General features: G+C 63.4%; 19 protein-coding genes. 14 read left to right on the top strand and 5 right to left on the bottom strand.

Going from position 1 to position 21,027, the window contains the following annotated elements:
- Window position 1 precedes the first annotated feature (1 nt).
- The 7 genes from pqqD to AC1RR3_RS36410 all read left to right on the top strand — a co-directional run bounded on the left by pqqD (window position 2) and on the right by AC1RR3_RS36410 (window position 8,289).
- Window positions 2–313 carry a pyrroloquinoline quinone biosynthesis peptide chaperone PqqD gene (gene pqqD / locus AC1RR3_RS36440; RefSeq protein ID WP_492829788.1) on the top strand — a complete coding sequence of 104 codons (312 nt, stop codon included), beginning with the start codon at window positions 2–4 and terminating at the stop codon, window positions 311–313.
- Window positions 310–1,503, top strand: coding sequence for a pyrroloquinoline quinone biosynthesis protein PqqE (pqqE, locus tag AC1RR3_RS36435; protein WP_492829786.1), 1,194 nt, complete (start codon window positions 310–312; stop codon window positions 1,501–1,503). Before pqqD ends, pqqE begins: the two co-directional genes overlap by 4 nt.
- Window positions 1,493–2,479, top strand: a complete 987-nt coding sequence (gene pip, locus AC1RR3_RS36430; RefSeq protein WP_492829784.1) for a prolyl aminopeptidase — start codon at window positions 1,493–1,495, stop codon at window positions 2,477–2,479. The genes pqqE and pip overlap by 11 nt, the downstream gene beginning before the upstream one ends.
- A gap of 23 nt (window positions 2,480–2,502) precedes the next feature.
- On the top strand, window positions 2,503–3,180 hold the full coding sequence (locus tag AC1RR3_RS36425; RefSeq protein WP_492829782.1) for a hypothetical protein: 678 nt from the start codon (window positions 2,503–2,505) through the stop codon (window positions 3,178–3,180).
- A 306-nt stretch (window positions 3,181–3,486) separates the two neighbouring features.
- On the top strand, window positions 3,487–5,286 hold the full coding sequence (locus AC1RR3_RS36420) for an FAD-dependent oxidoreductase (protein WP_492829779.1): 1,800 nt from the start codon (window positions 3,487–3,489) through the stop codon (window positions 5,284–5,286).
- Window positions 5,256–7,103, top strand: coding sequence for a 2-oxoacid:acceptor oxidoreductase subunit alpha (locus AC1RR3_RS36415; protein WP_492829778.1), 1,848 nt, complete (start codon window positions 5,256–5,258; stop codon window positions 7,101–7,103). The genes AC1RR3_RS36420 and AC1RR3_RS36415 overlap by 31 nt, the downstream gene beginning before the upstream one ends.
- Before the next feature lie 130 nt (window positions 7,104–7,233).
- Complete coding sequence (locus AC1RR3_RS36410) at window positions 7,234–8,289, top strand: 2-oxoacid:ferredoxin oxidoreductase subunit beta (RefSeq protein ID WP_492829776.1); 1,056 nt, start codon at window positions 7,234–7,236, stop codon at window positions 8,287–8,289.
- Window positions 8,290–8,368: 79 nt separating this feature from the next.
- Here the strand turns inward: AC1RR3_RS36410 and AC1RR3_RS36405 are convergent, their stop codons facing one another.
- The gene (locus AC1RR3_RS36405; RefSeq protein ID WP_492829774.1) at window positions 8,369–8,941 is read right to left on the bottom strand and encodes an STM3941 family protein; all 573 of its coding nucleotides are present in this window, start codon (window positions 8,939–8,941) and stop codon (window positions 8,369–8,371) included.
- A gap of 206 nt (window positions 8,942–9,147) precedes the next feature.
- Between AC1RR3_RS36405 and AC1RR3_RS36400 the strand changes: the two genes are divergently transcribed.
- From AC1RR3_RS36400 to AC1RR3_RS36375, 6 genes are all read left to right on the top strand, one after another.
- Window positions 9,148–9,768, top strand: coding sequence for a hypothetical protein (locus AC1RR3_RS36400; protein ID WP_492829773.1), 621 nt, complete (start codon window positions 9,148–9,150; stop codon window positions 9,766–9,768).
- A gap of 35 nt (window positions 9,769–9,803) precedes the next feature.
- Window positions 9,804–10,253: a DsrE family protein gene (locus AC1RR3_RS36395; RefSeq protein WP_492829771.1), complete on the top strand. Its 450-nt coding sequence runs from the start codon at window positions 9,804–9,806 to the stop codon at window positions 10,251–10,253.
- Between the two features lie 210 nt (window positions 10,254–10,463).
- A complete protein-coding gene (locus AC1RR3_RS36390) occupies window positions 10,464–10,787 on the top strand; it encodes an ArsR/SmtB family transcription factor (protein ID WP_492829770.1) in 324 nt (107 codons plus the stop codon).
- A complete protein-coding gene (locus AC1RR3_RS36385) occupies window positions 10,784–11,215 on the top strand; it encodes an SRPBCC family protein (RefSeq protein ID WP_492829768.1) in 432 nt (143 codons plus the stop codon). The genes AC1RR3_RS36390 and AC1RR3_RS36385 overlap by 4 nt, the downstream gene beginning before the upstream one ends.
- A gap of 42 nt (window positions 11,216–11,257) precedes the next feature.
- The gene (locus AC1RR3_RS36380; protein WP_492829766.1) at window positions 11,258–11,476 is read left to right on the top strand and encodes a hypothetical protein; all 219 of its coding nucleotides are present in this window, start codon (window positions 11,258–11,260) and stop codon (window positions 11,474–11,476) included.
- A gap of 2 nt (window positions 11,477–11,478) precedes the next feature.
- Window positions 11,479–11,919: a DUF1801 domain-containing protein gene (locus AC1RR3_RS36375; RefSeq protein ID WP_492829764.1), complete on the top strand. Its 441-nt coding sequence runs from the start codon at window positions 11,479–11,481 to the stop codon at window positions 11,917–11,919.
- 225 nt (window positions 11,920–12,144) lie between these two features.
- Here AC1RR3_RS36375 and AC1RR3_RS36370 read toward each other — a convergent pair whose 3' ends face one another.
- The 4 genes from AC1RR3_RS36370 to AC1RR3_RS36355 all read right to left on the bottom strand — a co-directional run bounded on the left by AC1RR3_RS36370 (window position 12,145) and on the right by AC1RR3_RS36355 (window position 17,884).
- Window positions 12,145–13,680 (bottom strand): SpoVR family protein, encoded by a 1,536-nt coding sequence (locus AC1RR3_RS36370; RefSeq protein WP_492829762.1) that lies wholly within the window; start codon window positions 13,678–13,680, stop codon window positions 12,145–12,147.
- On the bottom strand, window positions 13,677–14,954 hold the full coding sequence (locus tag AC1RR3_RS36365; protein WP_492829820.1) for a YeaH/YhbH family protein: 1,278 nt from the start codon (window positions 14,952–14,954) through the stop codon (window positions 13,677–13,679). Before AC1RR3_RS36365 ends, AC1RR3_RS36370 begins: the two co-directional genes overlap by 4 nt.
- A gap of 19 nt (window positions 14,955–14,973) precedes the next feature.
- The gene (locus AC1RR3_RS36360; protein ID WP_492829760.1) at window positions 14,974–16,917 is read right to left on the bottom strand and encodes a PrkA family serine protein kinase; all 1,944 of its coding nucleotides are present in this window, start codon (window positions 16,915–16,917) and stop codon (window positions 14,974–14,976) included.
- A 298-nt stretch (window positions 16,918–17,215) separates the two neighbouring features.
- On the bottom strand, window positions 17,216–17,884 hold the full coding sequence (locus tag AC1RR3_RS36355; protein ID WP_492829758.1) for an STM3941 family protein: 669 nt from the start codon (window positions 17,882–17,884) through the stop codon (window positions 17,216–17,218).
- A 285-nt stretch (window positions 17,885–18,169) separates the two neighbouring features.
- Here AC1RR3_RS36355 and AC1RR3_RS36350 point away from each other — a divergent pair, with 285 nt between their 5' ends.
- On the top strand, window positions 18,170–21,019 hold the full coding sequence (locus AC1RR3_RS36350; protein ID WP_492829756.1) for a bifunctional transaldolase/phosoglucose isomerase: 2,850 nt from the start codon (window positions 18,170–18,172) through the stop codon (window positions 21,017–21,019).
- Window positions 21,020–21,027: the final 8 nt, after the last annotated feature.

Here is a 21,027-nt window from a genome sequence, read left to right as displayed (position 1 = left end):
GATGGCGGGGCCGCGGAACATCAGCGTCAGCGAGGCCAGCCGCCCCGTGCTGCCGCGGCATGCCAAGCTGAAATATGACGAGACGCGGAAAGTCTGGGTGATCCTGGCGCCGGAACGGGTGCTGGCGCCGGACGAGATCGCCGTCGAGGTCTTGCAGCTCTGCGACGGCAAGCGCAATGTCGGCGACGTCGCCGACCAATTGGCGGCGAAATACGCTGCACCGCGCGAGGCGATCCTGGCCGACGTCATCGTCATGCTGCAGGATCTCGCCGACAAAGGCTTTCTCACCGAGATCAGGGAGAAGACGCCATGAGCGACCTGCTCGGCAATCCCCCGCCTGACACCAGCGACAGCCTCGCGGTGCTGGAGAAGAGCCGTTCGACGGCCGAGACGTTCGGCATTCCGCTCGCCGTGCTGCTCGAGATCACCCACCGCTGTCCGCTGCAATGCCCCTATTGCTCCAACCCGGTCGAGCTCGACCGGTCGGCTAAGGAGCTGACCACCGAGGAATGGAAGAAGGTCTTGAGTGAGCTCGCCGAGATCGGCGTGCTCCAGGTGCATTTCTCCGGCGGTGAGCCGACGGCGCGGAAAGACCTCGTCGAGCTGGTCAAGCATGCCAGCGACGTCGGCCTCTATACCAACCTCATCACCTCGGCCGTGCTGCTGACGCGTGAGCGGCTCAGCGAGCTTGCCGATGCCGGGCTCTGCCATGTCCAGATCAGCTTCCAGGGCGTCGAAGAGGGCCTCGCTGACCGCGTCGCCGGCTACAGAGGCGGCCACCGCAAGAAGCTCGAAGTGGCCAAATGGACCCGCGAGCTCGATTTGCCGCTCACCGTGAACGCAGTCATGCACCGGCAGAATCTGCATCAGCTCCCCGACATCATCCAGATGTCGATCGATCTCGACGCCGACCGGCTCGAGGTCGCCAACGTCCAATATTACGGCTGGGCGCTGAAGAACCGCGCCGCCTTGATGCCGACGGTCGCGCAGCTCGATGAGTGCACCCGTCTCGTCGAGGCCGCGCGCGAGCGGCTCAAGGGCCGGCTGTCGATCGACTATGTCGTGCCTGATTATTACGCGCTGCGGCCGAAGAAGTGCATGGGCGGCTGGGGCCGCCAGTTCTTCAACATCTCCCCGGCCGGCAAGGTGCTGCCCTGCCACGCCGCCGAGAGCATCACCGGGCTCGACTTCTTGTCCGTGCGCTCCAACCATTCGATCGCCTGGATCTGGCAGAACTCGGACGCCTTCAACCGCTATCGCGGCACCGGCTGGATGAAGGAGCCGTGCAAGAGCTGCGAATTCCGCGAGATCGATTTCGGCGGCTGCCGCTGCCAGGCCTTTGCACTGACGGGCGATGCCGCCAACACCGACCCCGCCTGCGCGCTGTCGCCGTTGCACGAGACCATTTTCAAGCAGGCCGAGCGCGAGGCCGAGGGCGAGACCAACCGCTTCCTCTACCGCAATTTCGCCGGCGGCACTTTGGAATCCGGGAATGACGCCTGACGCCGACGCGGCCGCATTGACCAAGCGCGCCGATCCCTTTGCGCCGCTGACCTCCGACATGCTCGACGTCGGCGACGGCCACGAGCTCTATGTCGAAAGCGTCGGCCGCGCCGACGGCATCCCTGCGATCTATCTGCATGGCGGGCCCGGCAGCGGCTGCCAGCCCGACCATCGCCGGCTGTTCGATCCCGATCGCTTCTGCGCCGTGCTGTTCGACCAGCGCGGCTGCGGCCGCAGCCGTCCGAAGGGATCGCGCGACAACAACACGACGGCGCACCTCATCGCGGACATGGAAAAAATCCGCGAAAAATTCGGCTTCGACCGCTGGATAGTGGTCGGCGGCTCCTGGGGCGCGACGCTGGCGCTGGCTTATGCAGAGACCCATCCCGAGCGTGTCTCCGGCATCGCATTGCGCGCGACGTTTTTGGGCACGCGGGCCGAAGTCGTGACCGGCTTTTCCTCGCGCCTGTCCCAGTTCTATCCCGCGCTCTACGAGGATTTTCTGAGCGTGCTGCCGCCCGACGAGCGCGCGCATCCAGTGGATGCCTATTGGCGCCGCATCCTCGATGCAGATCCGTCCGTGCACGGCCCCGCCTCGCGCGCCTGGCATGACACCGAGCGTGCCTTGTCCGAGCACAAGGCCGCAAAGACCCGGCTGGACCTGGCTTCACTGAACGTCTGGCGCACGCTGCCCGCAACGCCGTTCATGGAAGCGCATTATTTCATCAATGACAGCTTCATGGGCGAAGATCAGTTGTTGCGGAACGCCGACAAGCTCGCCGGCATTCCCGGCATCATCGTCCAGGGCCGTTACGACCTGTTGTGCCCTCCTGAGATATCCGCGCGGCTTGCGAAAGTTTGGCCGGGTTCCGAGGTCAGGATCGTGGAAGAAGCCGGACATTCGCTCTATGATGCCGGCGTGCGGGACGCGGTCATGAAGTCGATCGCGGATCTCGCGTCGAAGGCCGCGCGTTAAGGCGCAAAAAGGACAACAAGAAAATGCCGCTCGCCGGAAAGGGTATGCTGCTGACGTCGATGAACATCGACGCGGCCGTCGAGCCCGATTTCAACCGCTGGTACGATCGCGAGCATCTGGAAGAGCGCGTCGCGATCGAGGGTTTCCTGGAGGCGCGGCGCTATGTCGCGCATGCCGCCAACCCCAAATATCTCTCGCTGTATTCGACCGCGACGCTCGACGTGCTCGACAGTCCCCCCTACCGGGCGCGGCTCGCCAACCAGACCGAATGGTCGCGGCGGACCATGGCGCATTTCAAGAACATGCTGCGCGTGGTCGCGCGGATCACCATCAGCAAGGGCACCGGTCGCGGCGCCGCGCTCGGCCTCGTGCGACTGCGTCCGACGCCTGATAATGCAAACGCATGGCGTGATGCGCTGCAAGAAAAGCTGGTGCCGGAAATGCGCGAGGGCATCATCTCGATGCATCTGCTCGAGAGCGAGCCGGAATTGTCGGGCGCAACGGCGGATATTCCGGCGGCGCGCAACGAAGGCGCACGCGACTGGTTCGTGCTGATCGACGGCACGCATGTCGGCGCGGTCTCCGCTGTCATTGCCGAGCGCTTCACCGGCCCCGCCGCGTCGCCCTTCCCGCTTCCCGTCTCCGTCGGCACCTACAGCCTGATGTGGGATCTCGCCAAGAGCGACATCGCGCGCGGCTGATGCGTTGCTCTCGTGTCCCGGACGCGCTGCAACGCGCAAGCGTTGCTGCGCTGCGTCCGGGGCACGAGACCTTCGACGTGCGGAGAGCGCCATATTGCACCGCACGCACATCGCGCGCGGCGTTAATGCTGTGCGCGCGCAGCTCCCATGAAAGCGGTCAATCGCGAAAATTTGCCGTTGTACTTCGGAACGGTTCTAATAAGCTAACCCAATGACGTCATTCAGAAACCAGATCGACGCGCGTTAAGCGTCCGACAAGCTCAAAAGAGGCCGCCGGGTCTTTGAGCCTGCGCGGACAGGGTAGGAATGAAACCGACCGATATCGCGGCCCCCGACTACTTTCACAAAGTGGTCGATTGCCAATGGGCCTGTCCTGCGCATACTCCGGTTCCCGAATACATCCGACTGATCGCACAAGGGCGCTACAGCGACGCCTACATGATCAATTGGAAATCCAATGTGTTTCCCGGAATTCTGGGGCGCACTTGCGATCGTCCCTGCGAGCCCGCATGCCGCCGCGGACGCGTCGAGGAAACGCCGGTGGCGATCTGCCGCCTCAAGCGCGTCGCCGCCGACTTCAAGGACGACATCACGCACCGGCTGCCGCGCCCTTCCGCGAAAAACGGCAAGCGCGTCGCGTTCGTCGGCGGCGGTCCGGCGTCGCTGACGGTGGCGCGCGATCTCGCGCCGCTCGGCTATCACTGCACCGTATTCGACGGCGATCCCGAAGCCGGCGGCATGATGCGGACGCAGATCCCGAAATTCCGTCTGCCCAATTCGGTCATCGACGAGGAGACCGGCTACATCCTCAATCTCGGCGTCGACTTCAAGGGCGGTCATCGCATCGACAGCATGAAGGCGCTGCTCGCGGAGAAATATGACGCGATCTTCGTCGGCTCCGGCGCGCCGCGGGGCCGCGAGCTCGACATTCCCGGCCGCAAGGAGGCCGCTGCCAACATCCATATCGGCATCGACTGGCTCTCGTCCGTGTCGTTCGGCCACACCGACAAGATCGGCAAGCGCGTGATCGTGCTCGGCGGCGGCAACACGGCGATGGATTGCTGCCGCACCGCGCGCCGCCTCGGCGGCGAGAAAGTTACCGTGGTCGTCCGCTCCGGCTTCGAGGAGATGAAGGCCTCGCCCTGGGAGAAGGAGGACGCGATCCACGAGGATATTCCGATCCTCAACTACATGGTGCCGGTTGAATTCAAGCATGTTGCCGGCAAGCTCATCGGCGTCACCTTCCAGCATGTCAAAGCCGAATTCGACGCCAAAGGTCGCCGCAACCTGGTTCCTTCGGGCGACCCCGATCAGACCATTCCCTGCGACGACGTGCTGGTCGCGGTCGGCCAGGAGAACGCCTTCCCCTGGATCGAGCAGGATTGCGGCATCGAGTTCGACAAATGGCACATGCCCAAGGTCGACCCAAAAACCTTCGTCTCGACCAATCCAAAGGTGTTCTTCGGCGGCGATGCCGCGTTCGGCCCGAAGAATATCATCTGGGCGGTGGCGCAGGGCCACGACGCCGCGCTGTCGATCCACAAGATGCTGTCGGGCGAAGACATCACCGAACGCCCTCTCCCGGAGGTGCATGTCTCCTCGCAGAAGATGGGCATCCACGAATGGAGCTATGACAACGACATCTCCAACGACAAGCGCTTCAAGGTACCGCATCGCGACAAGGTGATCGCGCTGAAGGATATCCGCACCGAGGTCGAGCTCGGCTACGACGTCAAGCTGGCGCTCGGCGAAGCCCATCGCTGCCTGAACTGCGACGTGCAGACTGTGTTCTCGACCTCGCTCTGCATCGAGTGCGATGCCTGCGTCGACATCTGCCCGATGGATTGCATCACCTTCACCGACAATGGCGAGGAAGCCGATCTGCGCCAGCGCCTGAAGGCGCCGTCGCTGCATCCCGACCAGGACCTCTACGTGTCCAGCGATCTCAAGACCGGGCGCGTGATGGTGAAGGACGAGGATGTCTGCCTGCATTGCGGGCTGTGCGCCGAGCGTTGTCCCACCGGAGCCTGGGACATGCAGAAATATTTGATCGAAATGACTCAAGCGGGTTCGACATGTCCGACAAAAAGCCGATCAGCAGCGTAAACGACTTCGTCGTCCGCTTCGCCAACGTCAACGGCTCGGGCTCGGCCAGCGCCAACGAGATGTTCGCGCGCGCGATCCTGCGCCATGGCGTGCCGGTGAGCCCCCGCAACATCTTCCCCTCCAACATCCAGGGCCTGCCGACCTGGTACGAGGTACGGGTGACGGAAGAGGGCCATCTCGGCGCCCGCGGCGGCGTCGACATGATGGTGGCGATGAACCCGCAGACCTGGGACAAGGACGTCGCCGGCATCGAGCCCGGCGGCTATCTGTTCTACGATTCCACCAAGCCGATGCCATCGACCAAATTCCGCGACGATATCACCGTGATCGGCGTGCCGCTGACCGCGATCACCAACTCGACCTACACCGATCCGCGCCAGCGCCAGCTGTTCAAGAACATCATCTATCTCGGCGCGCTCAGTGCGCTGCTCGACATGGACCCGAAGCTGATCGAGCAGCTGATCGGCGAGCAGTACAAGGGCAAGGAGAAGCTGCTCTCCTCCAACGTCCACGCGCTGCATCTCGGCCGCGACTGGGCCTTGCAGAACTTGAAATGCCCGCTGGGCTTGCGCATCAAGAAGTCCGACAAGGTCGGCGACCGCATCTTCATCGAGGGCAACAGCGCCGCCGCGCTCGGCGCCGTCTATGGCGGCGCCACCGTGTGCGCCTGGTATCCGATCACGCCGTCCTCGTCGGTGGCGGAGGCCTTCACGGCCCACTGCAAGAAGTATCGGCACGAGCCTGAAACGGGCAAGGCGAAATACGCCATCGTGCAGGGCGAGGACGAGCTGGCCTCGATCGGTATCGTCATCGGCGCCTCCTGGAACGGCGCCCGCGCCTTCACCGCGACCTCAGGCCCCGGCATCTCGCTGATGACCGAGTTCATCGGCCTCTCTTATTTCGCCGAGATCCCGGCCGTGATCATGAACATCCAGCGTGCCGGCCCCTCCACGGGCATGCCGACCCGCACCCAGCAATGCGACATCATCGCCTGCGCCTATGCCTCGCATGGCGACACCAAGCATGTGCTGCTGTTCCCGGAAGATCCCGCCGAGGCCTTCGAGTTCGCGGCCGCCGCCTTCGATCTCGCCGAACGGCTCCAGACCACCATCTTCCTGATGCTCGACCTCGACATCGGCATGAACCATCGGCTCTGCCGCCCGCTGAAATGGGACGATGCCCGGCAATACGACCGCGGCAAGATCATGACGGCGGAAATGCTGGAGGAGGGTCGTGACTTCGGCCGTTATCTCGACGTCGACGGCGACGGCATCCCCTACCGCACCTATCCCGGCACGCATCCGACCAAGGGCTCCTATTTCACCCGCGGCACCTCGCGTGATCGCTATGCGCGCTATTCCGAGGAAGGCTCGGTCTATGCCGACAACATGCAGCGCCTGGTGCGCAAGTTCGAGACGGCGCAGGATCTGGTGCCGCGCCCGCTGCAGGCCAATGCAGAACGGCCGACCAAATATGGCGTGATCTATTTCGGCTCGACCTCGCCGGCGATGGACGAGGCGATCGGCCTTCTGGAGGCGCGCGGGCATCAGCTCGATCGCCTGCGCATCCGCGCCTTCCCGTTCCATTCGAGCGTGGCGAGCTTCCTCGCCGAGCACGACTTCGTCTACGTGGTCGAGCAGAACCGCGACAGCCAGCTACGTCAGCTCATCGTCAACGAGAACGGCATCGATCCGGTCCGTCTCGTGCCGATCACGCACTACGACGGCACCCCGATCACCGCCCGCTATATCGCAAAAGCCATTGGCGACCACCAGGATCACCTCAAGGTGACCCCGCTCCGCAAGGCCGTGTCATGACCCGCGCGTTGCTCTCTCCATCGTCATGCCCGGGCTTGACCCGGGCATCCACGCCTTTCTTCCTTGCCGCCAAGACGTGGATGGCCGGGACAAGCCCGGCCATGACGGCCTTGGAATCGCAGGTGCTCGCATGACCTACATTGCAAAACCGAAATTCCATCATCCGGGTCTCAAGAAGAACGACCTCGGCTACACCCATCGCGATTACGAGGGCAAGATCTCGACGCTGTGCGCCGGCTGCGGGCACGATTCGATCACGGCCTCGATCATCGAGGCCTGCTATGAGCTCTCGATCGAGCCGCACCGGGTGGCGAAGATTTCCGGCATCGGCTGCTCGTCCAAGACGCCGGACTATTTCCTCGGAAATTCGCACGGTTTCAACTCCGTGCACGGCCGCATGCCCAGCGTCTTGACCGGCGCCAATCTCGCCAACCGCGACCTGATCTATCTCGGCGTCTCCGGCGACGGAGATTCCGCTTCGATCGGCTTCGGCCAGTTCGCGCATTCGATCCGGCGCGGCGTCAACATGACCTACATCGTCGAGAACAACGGCGTCTACGGCCTGACCAAGGGCCAGTTCTCGGCCACCGCCGACCGCGGCTCGAAGAGCAAGAAGGGCGTCACCAACACCGACAACGCCATCGACCTCGTCGCGATCGCACTCCAGCTCGGCGCCACCTTCGTCGCGCGCTCGTTCTCCGGCGACAAGACCCAGCTGGTGCCGCTGATCGCCGCCGCGATCGGCCACAAGGGTGCGTCCTTCATCGATGTGATCAGCCCCTGCATCGCCTTCAACAACCACGCCGGCTCGACCAAGAGTTTTGACTATGTCCGCGAGCACAATGACGCGGTGAACCGGCTCGACGTGCTGGTCGGCCGCGACCCGATCGCGGTCGACTACGCGCCGGGCACGGTGCAGGTGGTCGAGCAGCATGACGGCAGCAAGATCGCACTGCGCAAGATCGACGCGGACTACGATCCGCATGACCGGCTCGGCGCGCAGACCTTCCTCGCCAAGCACGCTGCCAAGGGCCAGATCGTCACCGGTCTTCTCTACGTCGATCCCGATGCGGACGATTTGCACACGCATCTCAACACGGTCGAGACGCCGCTCAACACGCTGGAAGCGGACGCACTGTGCCCGGGCTCGGCAGCGCTGGACAAGTTCAACGCCAGCCTGCGCTGACGCGTTTCTTACCTCTCCCACCCGGGAGAGGTGGTCCGAGGTCCGGGCCGATGACGGTTCAACTAAAACAGATCGCGTTCTAATGGACGGGTTCGGGCGAGGCTGCGGCGCGGCCCGAATGGGCCAATCGGCCCGCCGACCAGTATTCCTTGCAACTGTGGAACAACTTGTCGCCGTCCATGGTCAGGCCACCCGCATTGACGAGCACGCCGTCGGCGCCGATCGGCTGGTTCAGCAGCGTCAGCACGCGCTTCAGAAAGCCGCCGTCGAACCGCTCGGCGAGCAGAGGATCGAGCTGGAGCACCACGACTTTCTGGCTGCGATAGCGCCAGATCGACATGTCCCGCACCGATCTCCAGGAGATGGTGTCATCGGCGATCCTGGTGTCGCGAATGCCGACACGGGTAATGAAGACGACCGGCTCCCTGGCGGAGATCAATGTCCAGAGCATCTTGCAGGTGGCGAGGCCGAAGAACACCACGCCGAAATAGCAGAGCGCGATCTGGAACGTGGTGATGTCCTTGACGTAGTGCCAATTGAATGCGAGCGCGGCACAGAGCAGCGTCAGCACCAGGCCGGCCGCGAGCAGCGTGAACAGCCGTGGCAGGGAGTAGCCGATCGCAAGGTTGGGCAAGTTGTGACTTTCGGACATTTTGAGCGCCACCAGCCATCTGCAACAACCAGGGGTTTACCAATGCCCCTCCTTCTGAACCATTAAGGCTGGAACCTTGCGCGAGGCTGCCCGCAAGGCACGCCGCCGGGAGCGCTTGAACGCACCGCTCGCCGCCCGCGACTAACCGCCAGTCGGCTCGCCTGCCCGTTTTGGGTGGACGACGGTTCACACGGTGCGGTGCGATCATGAAGCTTGCCCTTGTCCTTCCGCTGGTCCTTGCGACCTTCATCGGCACTGCCCGCGCCGACGAGGCCGACGACATCCGCGAAGCCACCAAGGCCGAGGCCGACACCTTCAACGCGCGCATGTATGCGGGCGCGCCCGGCGACAAGGCCTATGCCTGCTTCGTCCGCCGCTACGATGCGGGCCATCTGGCGCGGCATCCGAAGCAGAAGGTCGCCGCGATGAAGCTGCTGGTCTCCGCGGAGGCCGACAAGGAGGACAAGCAGCTGCACAACTCGTTCCGGCTCGGCTTCAGATATCGCCACCGCTCGGGTGAGTTCGACTCCAGCGGCTCCTGCAACCACGCGGTCTTCACCAAGGACGGCACCGAGATTCGCCTCGGCTGCGGCGTCGACTGCGAAGGCGGCGGCATCGGCGTCGCGCTGGCGAAGGACGACAAGTCCGCCATCGTGCGGCTGGCGCGGGTCAGGGTCTGGCAGAACAACAAGCCGGACGACGAGGCCGAGCAATCGCTGGTCGCAGGCGCCGATGACGGGATCTTTCGGCTCGACCGCGCAGATAACAGCGAGTGCGCCTCGCTGGTAACCGACCGCAAGGAACTCGCCGCGCTCCGCCACAAGTGATATGTCTCCGGCAAAGTCAGGTGAGGGAGATCGCCATGAACCGCCGGAACATCTTGTGGAGCGCCGTCTCGGCTTTGGGCGCGGCGTTTGGCGCCTCCAGCGCGAAGGCAGCGACCGAGGCTCCTGCCTCGAACAAGCTGAAGGTGGTCTACCATCTCAGCGACGCCGAGAAGGTCAATTTCGTGCTCGGCAATATCCAGAACCACATCGACGGCGTCGGTGGCCCCGATCACGTCACGATCGCGCTGGTGATCCACGGCCCCGCGCTGAAGGCATTCCACTGGGCGCAGGCCAACCCCGACATCAGCAAGCGCGTCGGCGATTTCTCCAAGGACGGCGTCGAGCTCGCCGCCTGCGGCAACACCATGAAGGCGCAGAACGTCACGCTGACGGATCTCTTGCCGGGCTTCGTCAGCGCGGAAAAGGGCGGCGTGGTGCGGTTGGCCGAGCTGCAGTCGCAGGGATATCTGTATTTGCGGCCGTAAGGGTTGCGTGAGGCGGCGCTATATCCGCCGTCATTGCGAGGAGCGAAGCGACGAAGCAATCCAGACTGTTTCTGCAGCGGCAGTCTGGATTGCTTCGCTGCGCTCGCAATGACGGAGGAGAGAGCGAGCGCCATATCTCCCATCCCCCTTGACTTAGCCATAACCCCACGGTTATGAATTAATCCATAACTTACTGGTTATGGATTTCCCATGCCCGCCGCCCACGATCTCCTGTTCAAGACGCTCGCCGATCCGACCCGGCGGGCGATCTTCGAGCGTTTGTGCCGGGAGGGCGAGCAGACGGTCGGGGCACTGACGGCGCGGTCGGGCGTTTCCCAGCCGGCGGTCTCGAAACATCTGGGCGCACTGAAGCAGGCGGGCCTCGTGCGCGACCGGCACGAGGGACGCCAGACCCATTACAGCGCGCAGCCTGGTGCGCTCAATCCGCTGATCGACTGGACCAGCCAGATGGCCTCCTTCTGGCAGAACCGGCTCGACGCTCTCGACGATCTCCTGAAGAGGATGGACCAATGACCGAACACGTGACCGAAAAACGTTCAGTGGTCATCGAGCGCGAATTTGCCTTTCCGGCCGAGCGGATCTGGCGCGCGCTGACGCAACCGCATCTGATCGAGGAATGGCTGATGAAGAACGACTTCAAGCCATCAGTCGGTCATCGCTTCAAGCTGCGCGGCGAGTGGGGCGGCGTGCTGGACTGCGAGGTGCTCACCATCGAGCCGCAGAAGACGCTCGCCTACACCTGGAATTTCTCGCATGAGGACGCGGCGTTCGATCTGAAGAGCGTGGTGACCTTCACGCTGACGCCGACGAGCGCGGGCACGCATCTGCGTGTCGAGCAGGCGGGCTTCAGCCCGACGCAGAAGCAGGCTTACGGCGGCGCGCATGCAGGCTGGAAGCAGTTCTTCACCAAGCTGGACGAGGTGCTGGCGCGGGCTGACTAGTCCGGCGCGACCTTCATTCGATCATCTCAAGAGGAGGTTTCATTGACCGGGAATATGTGGGTTCGTCAGATCCATCGCTGGCTGTCGATCGCTTTCACGCTCGCCGTCATCGCCAACATCGTCGCCATGACCATGCAGCTCCAGGCCATCTGGATCGGCTTCCTGGCGCTCGTCCCGTTGATCCCGCTGCTGGCGACAGGGCTCTATTTGTTCGCGCTGCCCTATCTCGGCCGACGCGACGGCGCGCGGCAGGAGGCGTGATCATGAAGAAGGCCGTGACCACGAAAAAGAGCGCGACGAAGACGGATGGCGCTTCACCTTCCAAAATGATCGACGGCAGGATCAAGGAGCTCGGCGACTGGCGCGGCGAGACGCTGGGGCGGATCCGTGCCTTGATCAAGGACGCCGACCCCGACGTCGTCGAAGAGTGGAAATGGCGCGGCGTTCCCGTGTGGGAGCACGACGGCATCATCTGCACCGGCGAGACCTACAAGGCCGTCGTGAAGATGACCTTTGCCAGGGGCGCGGCGCTGGACGATCCCGCCGGCCTGTTCAACGCGAGCCTCGACGGAAATTTGCGGCGCGCGATCGATATTCGCGAAGGCGAAAAGATCAACGAGAAGGCGTTGAAGGCGCTCATTCGCGCGGCGGTGGGGTTGAATGCGTCCAAGAAGAAGAAGCCGGCCAAGAAGCAACCGGCTTAGAGCAACTCAGGTCGATGCAAATTCCTGGCGGCGGCCAGAGCAAGCGCCTCGTCCTTCGAGACGACCGCTTCGCGGTCTCCTCAGGATGAGGCCAAGCCGCATCTCTATCTGTCGAAAGCCGCACACTCCGTCCTCATCCTGAGGGCCCGCCAAAGGCGGGCGTCTCGAAGGATGGGCCGCGGGCGAGTGTTCGCCACGTCGATGCTCCAGGAGCTGAGGGTGGCCTCAGGCCGCTGCCGGGATCGGGCGCGGGCTCACGACATATTCGCGCAAGACCTTGTCGTTGGCGTCGACCTCGATCAGCGAGACGTCGTAGGTCCAGAGATCGGCCAGATGCTGCAGCACGCGCTTGGCGTCGGTTTCGTTGAGCTGCGCGCCCTTGATGACGTGGTGATGCAGGATCAGCCGGCGGTCGCCGGAGAGATCGACGTCGACCACTTCGATATTGGCGTCGATGTAGCCGACATCGTGCTGCCGTGCCAGCTCGCGCCGGACGCGGCGGAAGCCACGCTCGTCGTGGATGGCATCGACCCGGATGCCGGCGCGCTCTTCGGGATCGTCGTGCAGGTGGAACATGCGGAGTTGCCGCATCAATTTGGGACTCAGGAACTGGGCGATGAAGCTCTCGTCGCGGTAATTGGCCCAGACGTCGCGCAATACGCCCATCACGTCGTTCTTGCCGGCGATGTCAGGGAACCATTCGCGGTCCTCGTCCTCCGGCCTGGTGACGATGCGCTCGATGTCCTGCATCATGGCGAAGCCGAGCGCATAGGGGTTGAAGCCGGAGTAGCGCGGATCGTCGAATTCGGGCTGGAACACCACATTGGTGTGCGATTGCAGGAATTCGAGGAAATTGCCGTCGGTGAGCCGACCTTCCTGGTGCAGCTTGGTCATGATGCGGTAGTGGACGTAGGTCGCGGTACCCTCGTTCATCACCTTGGTCTGGCTCTGCGGATAGAAATATTGCGCGATGTGGCGGACGATGCGCAGCAGCTCGCGCTGCCAGGGCGCCAGCCTTGGTGCGCTCTTCTCCAGGAAATAGAGCAGGTTTTCCTGCGGCAGGCCGAGCAGCTTGCGGCGGCGCTCGAGCGAGATCGCGGACCGGGTCTTCGACGCCCCCTTGGGCACGGTGCGCCAGAGATCGTTGAAGACTTCCTCTTCGTGCTGGCGGCGACGGCCGGCACGCTTCTCTTCCTCGCGCAAATCCAGCTTCTTCTTGCCGGGATAGCGGTCGATACCGTGCGACATCAGCGCATGCGCCGCGTCCAGCGTGCGCTCGACCTCGGTGCGGCCGTAGCGCTCCTCGCATTGCATGACGTAGTTCTTGGCGAAGTCGAGATAATCCAGAATGCCGTCCGCGTCGGTCCACTGCCTGAACAGATAATTGTTCTTGAAGAAGTGGTTGTGGCCGAAGGCGGCGTGCGCGATCACCAGCGTCTGCATCGTCGCCGTGTTCTCCTCCATGAGGTAGGAGATGCAGGGCGAGGAGTTGATCACGATCTCATAGGCGAGCCCCATCAGGCCCTTGCGGTAGGACGCCTCATGATACGCGAACTGCTTGCCGAACGACCAGTGCTTGTAGAACAAGGGCATGCCGACCGACGAGTAGGCATCCAGCATCTGTTCGGCCGTGATGACCTCGATCTGGTTCGGATAGACGTCGAGCCCGAGATCCTTGAACGCCACCTCCTCGCAGGCATCGGTGATGCGCTGCAAGGTGTGAAAATCCCAATCCGCGCCTTCGAACAATCTTTCCGTCATGGAGCGGCTTTCTCCTGGGCAGTTTCGCGGCGCTGGAACAGATCGTGGAACACCGGAAAGATCTCGCTGCGTTCACTGACCTTGCGCATCGAGAGCGGTGCGCCGCTGTTGCGCAGGCGCTCATAGAGGGTCCAGAGCGAGCTATCGGAGAGATCGAAGGCGCTGCCTCCGGACTCGCCGACCTCGAGATAGGCAAAGAACTGGCAGACCGGCAGAATCTTGTCGGTCAGCAGCATGCCCGTGAGCTCGCCGTCGGAATAGGAATTGTCGCCGTCGGAGGCCTGGGCTGCGTAGATATTCCAGTCCGACGGGTTGAAGCGTTCGCGCACGATCTCGTGCATCGCCTGGAGCGCGCTGGAGACCAGCGTGCCGCCCGAGGCCGGACCGTAGAAGAAGGTCTGCTCGTCCACCTCCTCGGCGCGGTCGGTGTGCCGGATGAAGACGATCTCGACATGCTTGTAGCGCCGCTTCAGGAACACATAGAGCAGCATGTAGAACCGCTTGGCGAGGTCCTTCATGTGCTCGGACATCGAGCCCGAGACGTCCATCAGGCAGAACATCACGGCCTGCGCCACGGGCTTGGGCACCGTCTCGAAGCGGCGGTAGCGGATGTCGAGCGGGTCGATGAAGGGAATGCGCTTGGTCTTCGCCTTCAGCCTTTCGAGCTCGGCGAGAAGCACAAGACGCTCGTCCTCGTCGGTGCAGGCGGCGATCGCGGCTTCCAGCTCCTCGAGCTCGTCCTTGCTCGGACGCTTGAGCGCGATACGGCGCGCCAGCGCGCGCCGCACGGTCCGGCTCACCGAGATGTTGGCGGGCGAGCCCGACGTGGTGTAGCCGGCGCGCTGGATGCCCTCGCTCTCGGTCTGCGCGACCTTGCGCTTGGCAAGATCGGGCAGCTCGAGGTCGTCGAGGAAGAGATCGACGAACTCGTCACGGCTGAGCACAAAGCGGAAGGCGTCTTCGCCGTCGCCCTCGCCCGGACCGGAATCCTTGGCGCTGCCCTGGCCGGAGCGCTGGAGATAGTCGCCCTCGATGAACTTCTTGTTCCCGGGCAGCACCATGTCGCGCGTTCCGCCTTCACGGCGGAAACGCGGCTCGTGCATGCCGTCGAGCGGTATCGTGACTTCACCACCCTCCAGGACGTCCTTGATGTCGCGTTCCTGCGAGGTCTTCTTGACGGCGCCCTGCACCAGGGATTTGGCCCGACGCAAGAACCGCTGGCGGTTCTCGAGACTCTTGCCGCCTGGATTCAGGCGCCTGTCAATAATGTGAATCGGCACTTTTCCATCCGCCTCAACCGGCCTGCTTCACGCGCATGTACCATTCGACGAGACGGCGAACCTGACGCTCGGTGTAGCCGCGCTCCACCATGCGTGCGACGAACTCGCCGTGCTTTTTCTCCGTCTCGCCATCCTTCTTCGACCCGAAGGAAATGACCGGAAGCAGGTCCTCGACCTGGGAGAATATCCGCTTTTCGATCACGTCGCGAATCTTCTCGTAGGAAATCCAGGTCGGATTCTTGCCGCCGTTCTGGGCCCGCGACCGTAACGAGAATTTGACCACCTCGTTGCGGAAGTCCTTGGGGTTGGCGATGCCCGCCGGCTTCTCGATTTTGGTCAGTTCCTGGTTCAAAAGTTCGCGATCCAGCAGCTGACCGGTGTCGGAGTCCTTGAAGTCCTGATCCTCGATCCAGGCATCGGCGTAGTCGACGTAGCGGTCGAACAGGTTCTGGCCGTAATCCGAGTAGGATTCGAGATAGGCCTTCTGGATCTCGTTGCCGATGAACTCGGCATAGCGCGGCGCAAGGTCCGCCTTGATGAATTCGAGGTAGCGCTTCTCGACTTCCTCAGGCAGCTGCTCGCGCTTGATCGACTGCTCCAGCGCGTACATCAGATGCACGGCGTCGGCGGCGACCTCCTGCGGATCGTGGTTGAAGGTCGCAGCCAGGATCTTGAAGGCGAAGCGGGTGGAGACGCCGTCCATGCCCTCGTCGACGCCGGCGGCATCGCGATATTCCTGGACGCTGCGCGCCTTCGGATCGGATTCCTTCAGGCTCTCGCCGTCGTAAACCCGCATCTTGGCATACGTCGTGGAATTCTCGTGCTTGCGCAGCCGCGACATCACCGAGAACCGCGCCAGCGTCTCCAGCGTCGAGGGCGCGCAGGGTGCGGCCGCGAGCTCGGAGCCCTGGATCAGCTTCTCGTAGATCTTCTGCTCTTCCGTGATCCGCAGGCAATACGGCACCTTGATCACGCAGATGCGGTCGATGAAGGCCTCGTTGTTCTTGTTGGCCTTGAAGCTCGCCCACTCGGCTTCGTTCGAGTGCGCGAGGATCACGCCGGTGAACGGGATCGCGCCGATATTCTCGGTGCCGATATAGTTGCCTTCCTGCGTTGCGGTGAGCAGCGGGTGCAGCATCTTGATCGGCGCCTTGAACATCTCGACGAACTCGAGCACGCCCTGGTTGGCGCGGTTGAGGCCGCCAGAATAGCTGTAGGCGTCGGGATCGTTCTGGGCGTAGGTCTCGAGCTTGCGGATATCGACCTTGCCGACCAGCGAGGAGATGTCCTGGTTGTTCTCGTCACCGGGCTCGGTCTTGGCGATGCCGATCTGGCGCAGCCGCGACGGCTGGATTTTTGCGACACGGAACTGGGAAATGTCGCCGCCGAAAGCTTCCAGCCGCTTGTAGCACCACGGGCTCATCAACCCGGTGAGACGCCGGCGCGGAATGCCGTATTTCTCTTCCAGCATCGGCCCGAGCTGATCGGGATCGAACAGGCTGAGCGGGCTCTCGAACACCGGCGAGAGTTCATCGCCGGCCTTGAGCACGTAGATCGGGTGCACTTCCATCAGCGACTTGAGCCGCTCGGCGAGCGAGGATTTGCCGCCGCCGACCGGGCCGAGCAGATAGAGGATCTGCTTGCGCTCCTCCAAGCCCTGCGCCGCGTGCCGGAAGAAACCGACGATGCGCTCGATGGTTTCTTCCATGCCGTAGAAGCCGGCGAAGGCCGGATAGGTACGGATCGTGCGGTTCAAAAAAATACGGCCAAGGCGTGGGTCCTTGGCCGTGTCAATCGTCTGGGGCTCACCGATCGCTGCTAGCAGTCGTTCGGCCGCGTTGGCGTATTTCATGGGATCGCTTCGACACGATTCCAAATATTCCGCCATCGACATGTCGTGCTGGCTTCTCGCCTCGAACGACCGAGCGAAAGCGTTGAATAGCGAATCGTTGTACATGATCCCTCTCCGCGTGATTTCCGCTACAAGCTGAAACGAAAGCAGTTACTGGACCGTTCCTCAGGCCGTCTCGAATCAGCGTGAGCACATGACGATCATTGGACACCCGAGGGCCGACTCGACGCAACGCACAACGTAGGCAACCGGGTGAGTTACGAACAGGCACCTGCCTGTTATTTATGCGAATCTATGCATATCTTCGCTCATTTCCAGGAAATGTCACTCGCCCGCAACATCCGGGCGTTACCGGGGGTGAGGCCTTCCGGCGCCGCAGCATAAAGAACCGCGAGCGGCGATCTTATGACGCTTGTACGGCGAAGCCTTGAGTACGGTTTTGCATGCCGCGTTCATCTTCCTGCTGCAATGCGGTGCCTGGATTGCTCGCAGCATGACAGTCGCGACAAGCACGCAGCAGTGTATCAAAATCGGTCGCCAACCCTTCCACGCGGATGACAATCCGGTCGTTCGCCATGCCGCGCGACTTGGCTCGGAGCTTGGCTCTGGTCGTACAGAGCTGCCGCAGCAAGGCGGGCGTCGGCGTCAGAATGATCGCCTTGTGCCCACGGCCTTCTTCAGCCGAAATCTCCGAGATCGAGTCCCACAGCAGAAAGTCATTGCCGATACGGAGATCGCGGATGCCGTAGGGGGTGATGATCACCGCCGGCCCCCGTTCGGCGGGAAGCATCCAGATCAGCCGGCTGGTAATCAGGCCGAACACCGCGACGCCGGCATAGCCGAGCGTCGTATCGTAGCTGCCGAGGCCGTCCCACCAGTCGAAGGCAAGGCTTGCGCTGAGCAGCGTCATCGCGAAGCCCGCCGCGACCAGCAGCCGCAGGTGAGTCGCGCAACGGTTGATTTCGAGATCATGGGACGCGTCGACGGACACAGCCGGTGTGACCGGTTGCCGGCTGTCGGCGAGCGTCAGGCCGTCAGGATGTGCGTGCATGCTTTCCCCCAGCATGGCCATTCGCGACCGAGCCACAATGCAGCAGGCGGATCGGAATCCGCTGATACTCGTGCAGCGGCCGGCATACGTTACGCAACGAGACCTCGGCCAACCTTGCGGCCAACGACTTTTTTACGCAACACGGCCACGCCCGCCTGGATCGCTTTGATCGCGACGGAGTTACACTGAGGGTATGACGCCTATACCCTTGATTGGTTCCCTCCCGGGAGCATGTTAGCTAGAGGATAGCGCGTCAGGACCGGCGCGGAAACCCCTCGCCCGCAGGCTTGGAGATAAATAAGTATCATGAATCCCGTCAAAGAACTGGAAAAGCACGGACAAGCCGTCTGGCTGGACTTCCTGGCTCGTGGCTTCATCGCCAAGGGCGATTTGAAGCGGCTGATCGACACCGACGGCGTCAAGGGCGTCACCTCCAACCCCTCGATCTTCGAGAAGGCGATCGGCAGCTCCGACGAATATGACGCCCCGATCGGCAAGGCGCTGAAGCGCGGCGACCGGACCGTCGCCGACCTGTTCGAGGCCGTCGCGGTCGAGGACATCCAGAACGCCGCCGACGTGCTCCGCCCGGTCTATGACCGGCTCAAGGGCGGCGACGGCTATGTCAGCCTGGAAGTCTCGCCTTACCTTGCCATGGACACATCAGGCACGGTCGCCGAGGCGCGCCGGCTCTGGAAGGACGTGGGCCGCAAGAATCTGATGGTGAAGGTGCCGGCGACGCCGGAAGGCCTGCCGGCGATCGAGACGCTGATCGGCGACGGCATCAGCATCAACATCACGCTGCTGTTCTCCAAGGCCGTCTACCTCCAGGTCGCCGAAGCCTATCTTGCGGGACTTGAAAAGTACGTCGCAGGCGGCGGCGATCCCTCGCATGTCGCGAGCGTGGCGAGCTTCTTCGTCAGCCGCATCGACAGCGTGGTCGACAAGCAGCTCGACGAGAAGATCGCGCGGGCCAACGATCCCAGCGAAAAGGAGCGGCTCGCCGCGCTGAAGGGTAAGGTCGCGATCGCCAATGCCAAGGTCGCTTACCAGGATTACAAGCGCCTGTTCTCGGGTCCGCGCTGGGACAAGCTCGCCGCCAAGGGCGCCAAGCCGCAGCGCATGCTGTGGGCCTCAACCGGCACCAAGAACAAGGATTACAGCGACGTCCTCTATGTCGAGGAGCTGATCGGCCCCGACACCATCAACACCGTGCCGCCGGCAACGCTGGATGCATTCCGCGACCACGGCAAGCCGCGTGACAGCCTGGAGGAGAATGTCGAGGACGCCTATCGCGTGCTCGAAGAGCTGGAGCGCTCCGGCGTCTCGCTCGATGCGATCACCGAGGAGCTGGTCAAGGACGGCGTCAAGCAGTTTGCCGACGCCGCTGACAAGCTCTATGGCGCGGTCGCGCACAAGCGCGCGACCGTGCTCGGCCCCGCAATCGACCGCCAGCTTCTCTCGCTCGGCGATGCCCTCGGCAAGGCCGTGGCCAAGAGCACCGAGGAATGGCGCGCGTCCGCCAAGATCCGCAGGCTGTGGCAGCGCGACAAATCGGTCTGGACCGGCACGGACGAGGACAAGTGGCTTGGCTGGCTCGACAGCGCGGCGAAGGCTGACGTCGCCGACTACGAGGACTATGCGAGCCGCGTGAAGGGCCAGAAATTCTCCGACGCCGTCGTGCTCGGCATGGGGGGATCGAGCCTGGGCCCCGAGGTGCTGGCCGAGACGTTTGGGAAGAAGTCCGGCTTCCCGAAACTGCATGTGCTCGACTCCACCGATCCCGCACAGGTGCGGGCGATGGAAGCGAAGATCGACATCGCCAACACCGTGTTCATCGTCTCCAGCAAATCCGGCGGCACCACCGAGCCGAACGCGATGAAGGACTATTTTCATGAGCGCGTCGCCCAAGTCCTCGGCCCCAAGGCCAAGACCGGCTTCCGCTTCATTGCGGTGACCGATCCCGGCTCGTCGCTGGAGAAGGCGGCAAAGAAGCTGAACTACGCCCGCATCTTCCATGGCGAGCCCCCGATCGGCGGACGCTATTCGGTGCTCTCGCCGTTCGGCCTGGTGCCGGCGGCAACCGCGGGCGTCGACGTCAAGACATTCATCAAGCATGCGCTTGCGATGGCCCGCTCCTGCGGACCGGACGTACCGCCGAGTGAGAACCCCGGCGTCCAGCTCGGCCTCGCCATGGGCCTCGCCGCGATCGAGGGCCGCGACAAGGTGACGATCCTGTCGTCGAAGAAGATCGCCGATTTCGGCGCCTGGGCCGAGCAGCTCATCGCGGAATCGACCGGCAAGGAGGGCAAAGGCCTGATCCCGATCGACGGCGAGCCGCTGGGCGAGCCCTCGCTTTACGGCAATGACCGCTTCTTCATCGACATCCGCACCGAAGGCGAGGCGGACGCCGCACACGACTCCAAGCTTGCCGCGATCGAGGCGGCCGGCCATCCCGTGGTGCGCATCGTCATGAAATCGATCGACCACCTCGGACAGGAGTTCTTCCGCTTCGAGATGGCAACGGCGGTGGCAGGCAGCCTCCTCGGCATCAACCCGTTCGACCAGCCGGACGTGGAAGCGGCCAAGATCAAGACCCGCGAGCTCACGGCCTCGTTCGAGAAGACCGGCGCGCTGCCGGCGGAGCAGCCGGTGGTCAGCACGGATGAAGCCGACCTCTACACCGACGAGGCCAATGCCACGGCGCTGCGCGCCGCCGGCGCCAATGGCGATCTCACCTCCTGGCTGAAAGCGCATCTCTCCCGCTCCGGCCATGGCGACTATGTCGCCCTGCTCGGCTACATCGCGCGCGACAAGGCCACGATCGACGCGCTTCAGGCGATGCGGCTCGAAGTGCGCGAGAAGCGGCATGTTGCGACTTGCGCCGAGTTCGGACCGCGCTTCCTGCACTCGACCGGACAGGCCTACAAGGGCGGGCCCGACAGCGGCGTGTTCCTCCAGATCACGGCTGATGATGCCAAGGATCTTCCGGTGCCGGGCCAGAAGGCGAGCTTTGGCGTGATCAAGGCGGCGCAGGCGCGCGGCGACTTCGACGTGCTCACCGAGCGCGGACGTCGCGCGCTTCGGGTGCACCTGAAGGGTCCGCTCAAGAAAGGTCTCGCGGCGCTCAACGCGGCGCTCAACGACGCACTGAATTAAGGGATCAT

It is taken from the genome of Bradyrhizobium sp. GW821-FHT13H05 (assembly GCF_058804065.1).
The sequence above is the reverse complement of the archived record's forward strand: the minus strand, read 5'-3'. Positions and strand labels throughout refer to the sequence as shown.

Coding starts and splice junctions, on each gene's coding strand:
- pqqD (WP_492829788.1), top strand. CDS start 2: ATGGCGGGGCCGCGGAACATCAGCGTCAGCGAGGCCAGCCGCCCCGTG.
- pqqE (WP_492829786.1), top strand. CDS start 310: ATGAGCGACCTGCTCGGCAATCCCCCGCCTGACACCAGCGACAGCCTC.
- pip (WP_492829784.1), top strand. CDS start 1,493: ATGACGCCTGACGCCGACGCGGCCGCATTGACCAAGCGCGCCGATCCC.
- AC1RR3_RS36425 (WP_492829782.1), top strand. CDS start 2,503: ATGCCGCTCGCCGGAAAGGGTATGCTGCTGACGTCGATGAACATCGAC.
- AC1RR3_RS36420 (WP_492829779.1), top strand. CDS start 3,487: ATGAAACCGACCGATATCGCGGCCCCCGACTACTTTCACAAAGTGGTC.
- AC1RR3_RS36415 (WP_492829778.1), top strand. CDS start 5,256: ATGTCCGACAAAAAGCCGATCAGCAGCGTAAACGACTTCGTCGTCCGC.
- AC1RR3_RS36410 (WP_492829776.1), top strand. CDS start 7,234: ATGACCTACATTGCAAAACCGAAATTCCATCATCCGGGTCTCAAGAAG.
- AC1RR3_RS36405 (WP_492829774.1), bottom strand. CDS start 8,941: ATGTCCGAAAGTCACAACTTGCCCAACCTTGCGATCGGCTACTCCCTG.
- AC1RR3_RS36400 (WP_492829773.1), top strand. CDS start 9,148: ATGAAGCTTGCCCTTGTCCTTCCGCTGGTCCTTGCGACCTTCATCGGC.
- AC1RR3_RS36395 (WP_492829771.1), top strand. CDS start 9,804: ATGAACCGCCGGAACATCTTGTGGAGCGCCGTCTCGGCTTTGGGCGCG.
- AC1RR3_RS36390 (WP_492829770.1), top strand. CDS start 10,464: ATGCCCGCCGCCCACGATCTCCTGTTCAAGACGCTCGCCGATCCGACC.
- AC1RR3_RS36385 (WP_492829768.1), top strand. CDS start 10,784: ATGACCGAACACGTGACCGAAAAACGTTCAGTGGTCATCGAGCGCGAA.
- AC1RR3_RS36375 (WP_492829764.1), top strand. CDS start 11,479: ATGAAGAAGGCCGTGACCACGAAAAAGAGCGCGACGAAGACGGATGGC.
- AC1RR3_RS36370 (WP_492829762.1), bottom strand. CDS start 13,680: ATGACGGAAAGATTGTTCGAAGGCGCGGATTGGGATTTTCACACCTTG.
- AC1RR3_RS36360 (WP_492829760.1), bottom strand. CDS start 16,917: ATGTACAACGATTCGCTATTCAACGCTTTCGCTCGGTCGTTCGAGGCG.
- AC1RR3_RS36355 (WP_492829758.1), bottom strand. CDS start 17,884: ATGGCCATGCTGGGGGAAAGCATGCACGCACATCCTGACGGCCTGACG.
- AC1RR3_RS36350 (WP_492829756.1), top strand. CDS start 18,170: ATGAATCCCGTCAAAGAACTGGAAAAGCACGGACAAGCCGTCTGGCTG.